The sequence below is a fragment of the Stenotrophomonas koreensis genome, from assembly GCF_001431525.1.
GTDB classification, from domain to species: domain Bacteria; phylum Pseudomonadota; class Gammaproteobacteria; order Xanthomonadales; family Xanthomonadaceae; genus Stenotrophomonas; species Stenotrophomonas koreensis.
On record NZ_LDJH01000012.1, the window covers coordinates 70,520 to 84,289 of the forward strand.

Consider the following 13,770-nt stretch of genomic DNA (forward strand, 5'->3'; position numbering starts at 1 on the left):
TTGCGTTCATCCCTGTGGTCGGCCGATTCTAGGCCAACTCCCCTCCTGCTGGCGTTGCGCCGGATCATTGCCCGCTGCTGCACAGGTCGTGCAGGTCGGGCGAGCCTGCCGCGCCCTGGTGGGGCAGGGCAGGAGACAGTGATGATCGGTCCTGTGCACCTGGCCGCGAGCAGTTGTCGGCGGGGCCGGCGGGCTCAGTGCAGTTGGCGCAGGTCGAGCCGGCGCAGTGCCGGGTTGCGCCAGGCGGTAATGGCCACCACCGCCAGCACTGCGCTGCCACCGAGCAGCATCGCCGGCAGCAGGCCCAGCACACGGGCCATGCTGCCGGCATAAAACGCGCCCAGCTCATTGGAGGAGCTGATGAAGATGCCGTTGATCGAGGACACCCGGCCGCGCATCGCATCCGGGGTGGCGAGCTGGAAGATGGTCTGCCTCACCACCACTGAAACGCCGTCAAACGCGCCGTAGCAGAGCAGGAAGAACGCCGCCACCCAGAGCTGGCGGCTGCTGGCAAAACCGAGGATCGACAGCCCGAAACCGGCCGCAGCGGCCAGCAGCAGCCAGCCGGCGTGGCGCCCGGGCGGGTGCCGTGTCAGCCAGATGCCGACCACCAGCGCGCCCAGTGCCGGCGCAGCGCGCAGCAGGCCCAGGGCCTGGGGGCCGGCGGCAAGCACGTCGTTGATGAAGGCCGGCAGCATCGCCACCACGCCGCCGAGCAGTACCGAAAACATGTCCAGCGCCATCGCCCCGAGCATGATCGGGGTGCGCCAGACAAAGCGCGCACCTTCGGCGATCGAGGTGAAAATCGGCTGCGCCGGTCCTGCCGGTGGATGGTCGTCCACCCGCAGCCGCCACAGCGCCAGGCCGGCCAGGCCGGCACAGAGCATGGCCACGGCATAGGCCAGTGCGCTGTCGCCCAGTGCGATCAGGCCACCGCCGATGGCCGGGCCGGCCACCAGCGCCGTGGTGAAGGTGATGCTGCCCAGGCTTGCCCCGCCGGCATAGTGCTGGCGCGGCAATACCCGTGCGAACAGCGCCATGTAGACCGGGGTCAGGAAGGCGCGGACCATGCCGGTCAGCGCGATGGCCGCATACACCGGCCAGACCCCGATGGCGGCCAGGGCCGGGTGGGTGGAGGCCAGCAGCGCGGCGGCGGTCAGCAGCAGGCCGGTGCAGGCGAAAAGACCCAGCCGGCGGCGACGCAGGTGGTCGACCAGATGGCCGGCGAACGGAGCCACGCAGAAGTAGGGCAGCACCTCGGCCAGCCCGACCAGGCCCAGCGCCAGTGGATCACCGGTGCGCTGGTACAGCTGCCAGCCCACCGCCACCGCGACAATCTGGTAAGACAGCATCGCGCCGATGCGGTACGCCAGCAGCCACCTCAGCCCGGGCAGACGCAGCAGTGGCCAGGCCGAGGTGCTGCTCATGCTCATTGCCCCTGCTGGGCGCGCGCGGTGTCCTGGATGAAGGCCAGCAATGCGGCCATGCCGTTGCTGCGGGTCGGTGACAGGTGCTTGGCCAGGCCGATCGCGGCCACGTAATCGGGCGTGGTGGCCAGGATCTCGGCAGCGCTGCGGCCCGAATACACCCGCAGGGCCAGGTAGATCAGCCCGGAGACGATGGCCGAATCACTGATCGCATGGAAGGTCAGCCGCTCGGCGTTGCCTTCGGCCACGATCCAGACCATCGATTGGCAGCCCATCAGCCGGTGGGCATCGGTTTTCCACTCGGCCGGCAGGTCGGGCAGCTTGCGGCCCAGGTCGATCAGGTACTGATAGCGCTCGGACCAGTCGCCGAAGAAGGAGAACTCCTCGGCAATCTCGGCCTGCGCCAGCGCCGGGGTGGCTTCCAGCGGGAACGGGGAAACGGGGGCAACGGTCACGGTGCAATTCCAGGTCTAGGACGGCGCTACGGTGGCGCCGGGGAGGTCAGGCGCGCTTCCAGCGCACGCCGGCCGGGGTGTCTTCCAGCACGATGCCTTCGGCGGTCAGTTGCTGGCGGATCGCATCGGCGCGGGCGAAATCGCGCGCGGCCTTGGCCGCCACGCGCTCGTCGACCAGTGCCTGGATGCGCGCATCGTCATCGGCATTGCCGCCGTGGTTGAACCAGTCGGCCGGATCCTGCTGCAGCAGCCCCAGGGCCTTGCCGGCACCGAGCAGCGCGGACTTCAGGCGGGCGCGCTCGGGCGGGTCGCTGGCCTTGCGGGCCTCGGCGGCGATTGCGGCCAGTTCGGCCAGTGCCTGCGGCGTATTGAGGTCGTCATCCAGTACCTGCTCGATCACCGCCGGGATGGTCGCCTGCGCCGGAACGTCGGCCAAGTCGCGCAGGGTGCCGTAGAGCCGGTCCAGGGTTCGGGTGCACTGCTCGATCAGGGAGTCGGACCAGTCCAGTGGCTGGCGGTAATGAGCTGAAAGCAGGGCATAGCGCAGCGCCTCGGGGCGATGCTTGGCCACCAGGTCGTGCACGCGCTCGATGTTGCCCAGCGACTTGCTCATCTTGGCGCCGCCGAAGTTGAGCATGCCGTTGTGCAGCCAGAAGCGCGCGAACGGTGCGCCGCCGTGGGCGCACTCGCTCTGCGCCACTTCGTTCTCGTGGTGCGGGAACTGCAGGTCGACACCGCCGGCATGGATGTCGATGGTCTGGCCCAGGTGGGCAGCGGCCATCGCCGAGCACTCGATGTGCCAGCCCGGCCGGCCCACGCCCCACGGCGATTCCCAGCCCGGCAGGTCGTCGCTGGACGGCTTCCACAGCACGAAGTCACCGGCATCACGCTTGTACGGGGCCACCTCGACCCGGGCACCGGCCAGCATGTCCTCAGGATCACGCCGCGAGAGCTTGCCGTAACCGTCAAAGCTGGCGACCGAGAACAGCACATGGCCGTCAGCGGCATAGGCATGGCCACGTTCGATCAACTGCTCGATCATCGCGATGATGTGCGGGATGTGCGCAGTGGCCTTGGGCTGGATGTCCGGTGCCTGCACGCCGAGGGCGGCCATGTCTTCCAGGTAAGCGGCAGCAAAACGCTCGGTGATCGCGCTGATCGGCACCCCGGCCTCACGCGCGGCGGCGTTGATCTTGTCATCGACGTCGGTGATGTTGCGTGCATAGCGCAGCGCGCCAAAGCGTCGGCGCAGCAGGTCGGCCAGCACGCCGAACACCACCGGGCCGCGGGCATTGCCGATATGCACATAGTTGTAGACGGTCGGGCCGCAGACGTACATGGTGGGGCAGGCCGGGTCGAGCGGGGCGAAGGGCTCGGTCTGGCGTGACAGGGTGTTGTACAGTCGCAGGCTCATGGCATGGCGGTAAGGAAAGTGATCGAACATTCTAACCCCCGGTGCGCGCTGCGTCCCCCGCAGCCCTTGGTCAATGGCGTTCAGCGTTGCGGCAGCGGCACCTGCCTAGACTATGCCCACTACTCAATTGCCCTGTGTCGATGAATCTGCCTTCTGTTTTGTCGTTAGCGCTTGCCTGCTCTGCGGTGACTGCGGTGGCCGTCGCGCAGGAGCCGCCGCCTGAACGCACGGTGGTTGTGGAGAATGTCCGTCACGACTATGCCCAGGTATTGAACGTGGAGCCGGTGTTCCAGGTGCTGCGCGCCACCCGTACCGAAGAGCATTGCGAGCCGGTCAGTACCCGTACCCTGGACCCGGTGCATGTGGTGGTTGACGAGGAGGAGAAGGGGCGGCTGGGCCGTTTCTGGACTTCGGTGCGGCGCATGTTCGGTGCCGAGGGCGATGCCGGCGATGATTTGGCCGGCACTGCCGTTGCGGCCGACACCGAGGTGATCCGCCGCGATCCGCTGCTGACCCGCAATTGCCGCATTGTCGAAGTCGGGCGCGAGTTCCGCCGCCCGATCGCCTATGACGTGGATTACGTCTGGCGCGGCACCAAGTACCGCTCGCGGCTGCCGGAGGATCCGGGCAACCGGCTGCGCATCCGCATTTCAGTGACCCCGGTGGTTGCCGGCCAGACGGCCGACGGTCAGCCCGATTAACGACTGTCCACGCGCTTGCGTGCTGCAGGTGCACATGCGATTATTGCCACCGATGAAAGCGACCGACTTCCAGCACGCCAGCAGTACCGCCCGGATGGCCTCCGGGATGACCTCGCGTGCCCGCCGACCGGAACCCCACATAGTTGCTGGGTAAACCGGAGTGTTGTGCTGTCTGTCCGAAACCCAGTCTTAGCGGCTGGGTTTTTTCGTTTTTTTTCTGTCGAATCGGTTTCATACAAAACTTTTCGGTCGTTGCGGCCACCTTCAACCAGGAACAATGTCAGTGAAGCACTTCCTTAATACGCAGGATTGGAGCCGCCCCGAACTGGATGCCCTGCTGGACCAGGCGCGTGCATTCAAGCAGACCAAACTGGGCGACCAGCTCAAGGGCAAGGCCGTGGCGCTGGTGTTCTTCAACCCGTCCATGCGCACCCGCACCAGCTTCGAACTGGGCACCTTCCAGCTCGGCGGCCATGCGGTGGTGCTGCAGCCGGGCAAGGATGCGTGGCCGATCGAGTTTGACCTGGGCACGGTGATGGACGGCGATACCGAAGAGCACATCGCCGAAGTGGCCAAGGTGCTGGGCCGCTACGCCGACATCCTGGCCGTGCGCGCCTTCCCGAAGTTCGTGGACTGGCAGATCGACCGCCAGGACCGCGTGCTGGCCGCCTTTGCCAAGTACTCGCCGGTGCCGGTGATCAACATGGAGACCATCACCCATCCGTGCCAGGAGCTGGCCCACATCCTGGCCCTGCAGGAACACTTCGGTACCACCGACCTGCGTGGCAAGAAGTACGTGCTGACCTGGACCTACCACCCCAAGCCGCTGAACACCGCCGTGGCCAATTCGGCGCTGACCATCGCCACCCGCATGGGCATGGATGTGACCCTGCTGTGCCCGACCCCGGACTACATCCTGGACGAGCGCTACATGGGCTGGGCGGAAGCCAACGTGGCCGAGAGCGGCGGTTCGCTGCAGGTCTCCCATGACATCGCCAGCGCCTATGCCGGCGCCGATGTGGTCTATGCCAAGAGCTGGGGAGCGCTGCCTTTCTTCGGCAACTGGGCCCCGGAGCAGCCGATCCGCGACCAGTACAAGCACTTCATCGTCGATGAGGCCAAGATGGCGCTGACCAACAATGGCGTGTTCAGCCACTGCCTGCCGCTGCGCCGCAACGTCAAGGCCACCGACGGTGTGATGGACTCGCCGCAGTGCATTGCCATCAACGAAGCCGAAAACCGCCTGCACGTGCAGAAGGCCATCATGGCCGCACTGGCCCACCAGTAACCGATCAACAACCGGAAAAACCCCCATGAGCAACAAAGACATCGTCCTGGCCTTCTCCGGCGGACTGGATACCTCCTTCTGCGTGCCCTACCTGCAGGAGCGCGGCTGGAACGTGCATACCGTGTTCGCCGACACCGGCGGCGTGGATGCCGAAGAGCGTGATTTCATCGAAAAGCGCGCCGCCGAGCTGGGCGTGGCCAGCCATGTCACCGTCGACGGTGGCCCGGCGATCTGGGAAGGCTTCGTCAAGCCGTTCGTGATGGCCGGCGAGGCCTACCAGGGCCAGTACCCGCTGCTGGTCTCCGACCGCTACCTGATTGTCGACGCCGCGCTGAAGCGCTGCGCCGAGCTGGGCACCAAGGCGATTGCCCACGGCTGCACCGGCATGGGCAATGACCAGGTGCGTTTTGACCTGGCGGTCAAGGCCCTGGGCGATTACGAGATCGTCGCCCCGATCCGTGAGATCCAGAAGGAACACACCCAGACCCGCGCCTACGAGCAGAAGTACCTGGAAGAGCGCGGTTTTGGCGTGCGCGCCAAGCAGCAGGCCTACACCATCAATGAAAACCTGCTCGGCCTGACCATGTCCGGCGGCGAGATCGACCGCTGGGAGGCCCCGGGTGAGGGCGCCCGCGGCTGGTGCGCCCCGCGCAGCGCCTGGCCGGTCGAGCCGCTGACGGTCAAGCTGAAGTTTGTCCAGGGCGAGGCGGTGGAGCTGGATGGCAAGGCCATGCCGGGTGAGCAGATCCTGGCCAGGCTCAACAAGATGTTCGCCCCGTACGGCGTGGGCCGCGGCGTCTACACCGGTGACACCGTCATCGGCCTGAAGGGCCGCATCGTGTTCGAGGCCCCGGGTCTGGTCTCGCTGCTGACCGCCCACCGCGCGCTGGAAGATGCGGTGCTGACCAAGCAGCAGAACCGCTTCAAGCCGGAAGTGGCGCGCAAGTGGGTGGAGCTGGTCTATGAAGGCTTCTACCACGACCCGCTCAAGAGCGACATCGAGGCGTTCCTGAAGTCCAGCCAGGCCAAGGTCAATGGCGAAGTCACCCTGGAAACCCGTGGTGGCCGCGTTGACGCGGTTGCCGTGAAGTCGCCGCACATCCTCAACGCCAAGGGCGCCACCTACGCGCAGTCGGCCGACTGGGGCGTGGAAGAGGCTGAAGGCTTCATCAAGCTGTTCGGCATGAGCTCGACCCTGTACGCCCAGGTCAACCGCTGACGGCAGGAAAGTAGTTCCCAGAAACGAGGAACGAGTGCCTGGCGTTGCCGGCACTCGCGCCTTTCTCCCTGCTCGTTCCTCTTAACCCGTTGCCACAGCCCACGACCATGACCGAACTCCTGCACGCCACCCTGGCGCACCTGGAACAGCTGGTGTCCTTCGACACCCGCAATCCGCCGCGTGCGATCACCACCGGTGGCATCTTCGACTACCTGCGCGCGCAGCTGCCGGGCTTCACGGTCGAGGTCATCGACCACGGTGCCGGTGCGGTCAGCCTGTACGCCGTGCGCGGCACCCCGAAGTACCTGTTCAACGTCCACCTGGACACCGTGCCCGATTCGCCGCAGTGGTCGGCTGACCCGCATCTGATGCGGCGGCTGGATGACCGTGTGGTCGGGCTGGGCGTGTGTGACATCAAGGGCGCGGCTGCGGCGCTGGTGGCCGCGGCCAATGCCTGCGATGGCGATGCCGCCTTCCTGTTTTCCTCCGACGAGGAGGCCAACGACCCGCGCTGCATCGCTGCGTTCCTGGCCCGGCAGATTCCGTACCAGGCGGTGCTGGTGGCCGAGCCGACAATGAGCGAGGCGGTGCTGGCCCACCGCGGCATTTCCTCGGTGCTGATGAAGTTCGAAGGCCGTGCCGGGCATGCCTCGGGCAGGCAGGACCCCTCGGCCAGTGCGCTGCACCAGGCCATGCGCTGGGGCGGCAAGGCGCTGGATCATGTCGATGCGCTGGCGCACGAACGCTTTGGCGGGCTGACTGGCCTGCGCTTCAACATCGGCCGGGTCGAAGGCGGGATCAAGGCCAACATGATTGCCCCGGCCGCGGAAGTGCGTTTCGGCTTCCGCCCGCTGCCGTCGATGGACATCGATGCGCTGCTGGCCACCTTTGCCGGGTTTGCGCAGCCGGCTGCCGCACATTTTGAAGAAACCTTCCGTGGCCCGAGCCTGCCGGCCGGCGATATCGCACGGGCCGAGGAGCGTCGCCTGGCCGCGCGCGACATCGCCGATGCGCTGAACCTGCCGATCGGCAATGCGGTGGACTTCTGGACCGAGGCCTCGCTGTTCTCGGCCGCCGGTTACACCACCATGGTCTACGGCCCGGGCGACATCGCCCAGGCGCATACGGCCGATGAGTTCGTCACTTACGACCAGCTGCAGCGCTATGCCGAATCGGTGTTGCGCATCATCGAACAGGGCGCCTGAAGCGCCCTGACGTGCCGGCACCTGGTGCCGGTGCTTTCCCCTACCTGCGGCATGCCGCCGTTTTGAAGAAACTGCAATGTCTCCTTCCCAGCTTGCCCATCGTCAGACCCGTCAGACCATCGTGCGCCTGCTTTCCTCCATGGCCAGTGCCAAGGAGATCAGCCAGTACCTCAAGCGCTTCTCGCAGCTGGACGCCAAGCGCTTTGCCGTGGTCAAGGTCGGCGGTGCGGTGTTGCGTGATGACCTGGAGGCGCTGACCTCCTCGCTGTCCTTCCTGCAGGAGGTCGGCCTGACCCCGATCGTGCTGCACGGCGCCGGCCCGCAGCTGGATACCGAGCTGTCGGCGGCCGGGATCGAGAAGCACACCGTCAATGGCCTGCGCGTGACCACTCCCGAAGCGCTGGCGATCGTGCGCCGGGTGTTCCAGAGCGCCAACCTGGAACTGGTGGAGGCGCTGCAGCGCAACGGTGCGCGCGCCACCTCGATCACCGGCGGGGTGTTCGAGGCCGACTATCTGGACCGTGACACCTACGGCCTGGTCGGCGAGGTCAACAAGGTCAACCTGGCCCCGATCGAGGCATCCCTGCGTGCCGGTTCGATCCCGGTGATTGCCTCCCTGGGCGAGACCGCCGGCGGCCAGATCCTCAACGTCAATGCAGACTTTGCCGCCAACGAGCTGGTCTGCGAGCTGCAGCCGTACAAGATCATCTTCCTCACCGGCACCGGCGGCCTGCTGGACGAGAACGGCAAGCTGATCGACTCGATCAACCTGTCCACCGAATACGAGCAGCTGATGGCCCAGCCGTGGATCCACGGCGGGATGCGCGTGAAGATTGAGCAGATCAAGGACCTGCTGGACAAGCTGCCGATGGAATCGTCGGTGTCGATCACCCGTCCGGCCGACCTGGCCAAGGAACTGTTCACTCACAAGGGCTCGGGCACCCTGGTCCGCCGCGGCGAGCGCGTGCTCACCGCCACCTCGTGGGCCGAGCTGGACCTGGTGCGGATGAAGCAGCTGATCGAATCCAGCTTCGGCCGTGAGCTGGTGCCGGATTACTTTGAAAAGACCATGCTGCTGCGCTGCTATGTCAGCGAGAACTACCGTGCGGCGATGATCCTCACCGACGAGGCCCAGGGCGTTTACCTGGACAAGTTCGCGGTGCTGGACGAGGCGCAGGGCGAGGGCCTGGGCCGGGCGGTGTGGAACGTGATGCGCGAGCAGACCCCGCAGATGTTCTGGCGTTCGCGCAGCGGCAACCCGGTCAACCATTTCTATTACGCCCAGTCCGATGGCTGCTACAAGCTCGGCCAGTGGAAGGTGTTCTGGTTCGGCGCGCCGGATTTTGATGCCATCCGTGGCTATGTGGACCACTGCGCGGCGCGTCCGCCGAGCCTGCGCGGCTGAAGCACCAGAAGGAGTCCGAACAGATGAGCGAGAAGACCTTCACCGTCGGCATCGTCGGCGCCCGCGGCTACACCGGGGCCGAGCTGATCCGTCTGCTGGCCGGGCATCCGGCGATCGAACTGGCGTTTGTCTCCAGCCGTGAGCTGGCCGGCCAGCGCGTGGCCGAGCACAACCCGGCCTACAGCGGCACGCTGTGTTACGAGAACCTGGATGCCGAGGCGGTGGCCGCCAAGGGCGTGGATGCGGTGGTGCTGGCCCTGCCCAACGGGCTGGCCGCACCGTTCGTGGCCGCCATCGACGCGGTCAGGCCGCAGACGGTGATCGTCGACCTGTCGGCCGATTACCGCTTCGATCCGTCCTGGTACTACGGCCTGCCCGAGCTGACCCGCAGCCGTGCCGCCGGCAAGACCCGCATCGCCAACCCCGGCTGCTATGCCACCGGCATGCAGCTGGCGATCGCGCCGATGCGCGATGTACTGGCCGGCCCGCCGCAGTGCTTCGGTGTGTCCGGCTGGTCCGGTGCCGGCACCACACCCAGCGACAAGAACAACCCGCAGCTGCTGGCCGACAACCTGATGCCGTATGCGCTGACCAACCACGTGCACGAGCGCGAGGTCACGGCCCAGCTCGGCTTCCCGGTGGAGTTCATGCCGCATGTGGCACCGCACTTCCGTGGCATCACCCTGACCATCAACCTGTGGCTGAGCCAGCCGCTGAGCGTGGAGCAGGTCAAGGCGCGCTACCTGGCCGCCTACCAGCAGGAGCCGCTGGTCGAGGTGGTTGACCAGGCGCCGTGGGTGAGCCGGATTGCCGGCCGCAATGGCGTGCAGATCGGTGGCTTCACCCTGGCCCCGGGCGGCAAGCGGGTGGTGGTGGTGGCCACCATCGACAACCTGCTCAAGGGCGCCGCCACCCAGGCGCTGCAGAACCTCAACCTGGCCCTGGGTCTGGACGAGCTGACCGCGATCACCCCGTAACAACCGTGTGGGAGCGACCCTGGTCGCGACGCCTTTCGCGCGCCAGCGCGCTCCCACAGGTCAGGCAAGAAATGGATGTGTGGGAGCGACCTTGGTCGCGATGCCTTTCGCGCGCCAGCGCGCTCCCGCAGTTCAGGCAACAAATGGATGTGTGGGAGCGACCTTGGTCGTGACGCTTTTCGCGCGCCAGCGCGCTCACACAGTTCAGGCAGCAAATGAATGTGTGGGAGCGACCTTGGTCGCGATGCCTTTCGCGCGTCAGCGCGCTCCCACAAACAACGCGATACATGGCCTCGGGCCAGCACCCCAACCCGCATTCGAGATTCCCCTCATGGCAAACCTGTTGTGGCAGAAACCCGGCGTAGCCGTGGACGCCAAGATCCAGACCTTCCTGGCCGGCGATGACGTCATCCTGGACCGGCAGTTCTTCCTGTATGACTGCCAGGCCTCGGCGGCGCATGCGCAGGGCCTGCAGCACATTGGCATCCTCACCGCCGAGGAACTGGCCGGCATCGAGCGCGAGCTGACCGTGCTGGCCGAAGACTTCAAAAGCGGCGTCTTCGTGCTGGACGAGCAGTACGAGGATTGCCATTCGGCGATCGAAGCGCGCCTGACCGAGCGGCTGGGCGATGCCGGCCGGCGCATCCACACCGGGCGCAGCCGCAATGACCAGATCCTGGTGGCCACCCGGTTGTGGCTGAAGGACCAGCTGGCCCGCCTGGGCGAGCTGAGCAAGGCCATTGCCAAGGTGGCGCTGGACCGCGCGCAGGCCGAGAAGGACCAGCCGCTGCCGGGCTACACCCACATCCAGCGCGCCGTGGTGTCCTCGGCCGGCATGTGGTGGGCCGGCTGGGCCGAGGCCTTCATCGACAACGCGGTGCGTGCAGCCGATACCGGCAAGCTGATCGACTGCAACCCGCTGGGCACGGCCGCCGGTTACGGCGTCAACCTGCCGCTGGACCGTGACCACACCACCGCTGCGCTGGGTTTTGCGCGCATGCAGATCAGCCCGATCTACGCCCAGCTGTCGCGTGGCAAGTTCGAGCTGGCCGCGCTGGAGGCCCTCGGTGGCGCCACCCTGGACCTGCGCCGCATCGCCTGGGACCTGTCGCTGTTCACCACCGGCGAGTTTGCCTTCGTGTCGCTGCCGGCGCAGTACACCACCGGCTCCTCGATCATGCCCAACAAGCGCAACCCGGACGTGGTCGAACTGATGCGTGCCTGCCACGCCTCGGTGGCCGCCGCCCGCACCGAGATCGAGCAGCTGCTCTCGCTGCCGTCCGGCTACCAGCGCGACCTGCAGAACTCCAAGGGCGCGATCGTGCACGGCTTCACCCGCGGCCTGATGGCGTTGGAACTGCTGCCGGCGCTGCTGGAAAACCTGGACTGGAACGATGCCGCCATCCGCGCGGCGATCGACTCGGGCATGTATGCCACCGACGTGGCGGTGGAAGCCGCTGTTGCCGGCGTGCCGTTCCGCGAGGCCTACCAGGCCGCGGCCATCGGTGCCGACAGCGCCGGCGCCGGCCGCACGCCCGAAGGCAGCCTGGCCGCGCGCGTGTCGCCCGGGGCGGCCGCCGACCTGCGGCTGGACAGCCTGCGTGCCCGCTGGGATGCCTTGGCCTGATCCTTCCCGACGGCGGCCTGCAGGGCCGCCGTTTTTGATCCGGTTTGCCGCTGCAGGCAGAGGAGTCGTCTCAATTGCCCTGTCCGCGCTGCGATGCATGGTCCAGATGATGCTTCCACTGCGGCAGGTACTGCAGCCAAGCCGCATCAACGCGCTGCTGCACGAATGTATTGCCGCTCCTGCCCGTAGCGCGGTGCCGTCCCATCGGCACGGATGCATAGATGGCCGTCACACACGCTTGCATCGGAGGCCTGGAAAGCCTGCAGCACCGGCAGGGCATTGTCATGCCGGGCCAACTCCTGCCGGGCGGCTTCCAGCTCGCGCTGGTAGTAACCCAGTACTGCCCAGAGTAGTAAGCCCAGCAGCAGGCCCAATCCCACCAGGCCGATGTACCAGCCCCAGATGATGCTGCTGGTACGACGCAGCTGGGTTGTCACTTCAGTGGTTCGCCTGACGCATTCCCTGGCGATGGGGATCATGGCAACACTGGCTTGCTCGGCGATCGCAGCCTGCGCGTTGCCGACCATGCCGGCGAGGCGGAGCTGCAGCTGCTGCAGCTCACGGTGTGCCGATTGTGCCTTGTGTTCCAGCGAGGTATGCAGCTGGGTTTCACGCTGCTCCAGCTTGGCCAGCATCAGGGCCAGTGCCTGCAGTAGTTCATCGGCGTTGTGATTGCTGGACATTGCAGCCTCCTTGGCCGGCCTTGATGGGTTTGCCTTCAGAGATGGAGCCGGGGTGCCTGCTGCGTGTGTTGCTGCATGTGCTCGGCCGCCAGCAGTGCCCGCCCTTGTTCCAGCAGATCCCTGGCAGCGGAAGAACCGGCGATTTCCTCACAGACCGTTGAAAGCGCTCGCGCATCATCCGTTTCAAGCGCACTGACCAGGCTCTCCAGCAATGGAGTGTGCTGGTGCATGGCCTGCGAGGAGCGTTGGTTCACGGCAGGCGGCTGTTCTGACGGCATGCTGCCGCTGTGGTCAGCATGATGCGGGTGGCCCGGCAGGGTGGTGGCTTCTGCCTTGACAGCGGGCAGGCGGCCACCCTCGCTGTGATGGTGGCGATCACGCTCGAAGCTGTGTGCTGCGTGCACAAAACGCAGCGTGGCTGGGTCGACATCACCGGTCTGCGCGATGCCATGGGCGTGCTGGAAGTCCAGCAAGGCGCCTTGCATGCCGATTCGGTATACGCCGTCGCGGTCCAGCGGGCTGCCATCGGCATTGCGGTAACCCTCGCCGTGCATCACTGATTGCAGCTGCCGGATCTGCTCACTGGACTGACCCAGCCGCAATGTTCCGTCGTTGACAACCGGGCGTGCGGCCAGCCCCCGGCGATATTCCTCCTGCACCGGCAAGCGGCCACTGGCCAGATCATCGACATAATTACGGAATTGCCGGTAGTAATGGCTGTCCATTTCGATATGGACATGGATGGCGGGTGTGGCCACATTGCTTTGCATACCCAGCGTCTGGCCATAAGACACCGTGTCGCCGATGCCTACCTGTATGTTGGACAGATGGCGGAAACGCGCGATCACCTTGCCGCCGGCTTGATCATGGATGTCGATCAAGCCCTCGCCATCACGTCGTGCGCCAATGATGCCTGGAACTGGTGAGGGGACGGCGACTGTGCGGCCTTCTTTGCTCATAGGGCCATAGTGAGGATCTGAGAGAATAAAATCCCTCTTGACCAATACCTGGTCCGGCAGCAGGTCGTATGTCCGCAGGCGGCCTTTTTCATCTTCCCTGGAATACTCGACCTCCTGCAGGCGGCCATCGATATGAGCGAAGACACGGCCGGCCTTGCCAGCAATCACTACCCCGTCGACCATCCGGGCGGCGCGGTTGTCGCCGGGGTGATGCAGCACCAGGCTGTCGAAGCCGCTGACAGATTCATTGTTCTGAATACCCTGTTTGTGAGTAGTGGACACACTGCCATCGCGGTAGCGGGGCGGCCCCAGCTGTTGGATGCGGTAGGTCAACGGTGTGGCTGTTTCGGCTCTGTCCATGGTGTTCCCTACTGGCGGGTTGGTGCCTGTGAATCGCCCATCGTGGATCG

At 66.1% G+C, this 13,770-nt stretch carries 12 protein-coding genes; 7 read left to right on the forward strand and 5 right to left on the reverse strand.

The genetic code is table 11. The annotated features are described in order from the left end of the window. Positions 1–194: 194 nt before the first annotated feature. Genes ABB25_RS07415 through cysS form a run of 3 tightly spaced genes read right to left on the reverse strand, consistent with a single transcriptional unit; the run spans position 195 to position 3,296 of the window. Positions 195–1,427 carry an MFS transporter gene (locus tag ABB25_RS07415; RefSeq protein WP_057665727.1) on the reverse strand — a complete coding sequence of 411 codons (1,233 nt, stop codon included), beginning with the start codon at positions 1,425–1,427 and terminating at the stop codon, positions 195–197. 2 nt (positions 1,428–1,429) lie between these two features. Beyond that, the gene (locus ABB25_RS07420) at positions 1,430–1,882 is read right to left on the reverse strand and encodes a SufE family protein (RefSeq protein ID WP_057665491.1); all 453 of its coding nucleotides are present in this window, start codon (positions 1,880–1,882) and stop codon (positions 1,430–1,432) included. Between the two features lie 46 nt (positions 1,883–1,928). Then, entirely contained in the window at positions 1,929–3,296 is a 1,368-nt protein-coding gene (gene cysS / locus ABB25_RS07425; RefSeq protein ID WP_057665492.1) for a cysteine--tRNA ligase, read from the reverse strand. Between the two features lie 140 nt (positions 3,297–3,436). Here cysS and ABB25_RS07430 point away from each other — a divergent pair, with 140 nt between their 5' ends. The 7 genes from ABB25_RS07430 (at position 3,437) to argH (ending at position 11,718) form a co-directional block, all read left to right on the forward strand. Further along, complete coding sequence (locus tag ABB25_RS07430; RefSeq protein ID WP_057665494.1) at positions 3,437–3,997, forward strand: hypothetical protein; 561 nt, start codon at positions 3,437–3,439, stop codon at positions 3,995–3,997. 277 nt (positions 3,998–4,274) lie between these two features. Further along, complete coding sequence (locus tag ABB25_RS07435) at positions 4,275–5,285, forward strand: N-acetylornithine carbamoyltransferase (protein WP_057665496.1); 1,011 nt, start codon at positions 4,275–4,277, stop codon at positions 5,283–5,285. A 25-nt stretch (positions 5,286–5,310) separates the two neighbouring features. Continuing rightward, positions 5,311–6,504, forward strand: a complete 1,194-nt coding sequence (locus tag ABB25_RS07440; RefSeq protein ID WP_057665498.1) for an argininosuccinate synthase — start codon at positions 5,311–5,313, stop codon at positions 6,502–6,504. Positions 6,505–6,611: 107 nt separating this feature from the next. Next, the gene (locus tag ABB25_RS07445) at positions 6,612–7,709 is read left to right on the forward strand and encodes an acetylornithine deacetylase (protein ID WP_057665500.1); all 1,098 of its coding nucleotides are present in this window, start codon (positions 6,612–6,614) and stop codon (positions 7,707–7,709) included. A 76-nt stretch (positions 7,710–7,785) separates the two neighbouring features. Beyond that, the gene (locus ABB25_RS07450) at positions 7,786–9,114 is read left to right on the forward strand and encodes an acetylglutamate kinase (protein ID WP_057665502.1); all 1,329 of its coding nucleotides are present in this window, start codon (positions 7,786–7,788) and stop codon (positions 9,112–9,114) included. A 23-nt stretch (positions 9,115–9,137) separates the two neighbouring features. After that, positions 9,138–10,091, forward strand: a complete 954-nt coding sequence (gene argC / locus ABB25_RS07455; RefSeq protein WP_057665504.1) for an N-acetyl-gamma-glutamyl-phosphate reductase — start codon at positions 9,138–9,140, stop codon at positions 10,089–10,091. Between the two features lie 331 nt (positions 10,092–10,422). Beyond that, entirely contained in the window at positions 10,423–11,718 is a 1,296-nt protein-coding gene (gene argH / locus ABB25_RS07460; protein WP_057665506.1) for an argininosuccinate lyase, read from the forward strand. Between the two features lie 146 nt (positions 11,719–11,864). Here the strand turns inward: argH and ABB25_RS07465 are convergent, their stop codons facing one another. Further along, the gene (locus ABB25_RS07465; protein ID WP_057665508.1) at positions 11,865–12,401 is read right to left on the reverse strand and encodes a hypothetical protein; all 537 of its coding nucleotides are present in this window, start codon (positions 12,399–12,401) and stop codon (positions 11,865–11,867) included. A gap of 35 nt (positions 12,402–12,436) precedes the next feature. Then, positions 12,437–13,720: a peptidoglycan-binding protein gene (locus tag ABB25_RS07470; protein ID WP_083488177.1), complete on the reverse strand. Its 1,284-nt coding sequence runs from the start codon at positions 13,718–13,720 to the stop codon at positions 12,437–12,439. Positions 13,721–13,770: the final 50 nt, after the last annotated feature.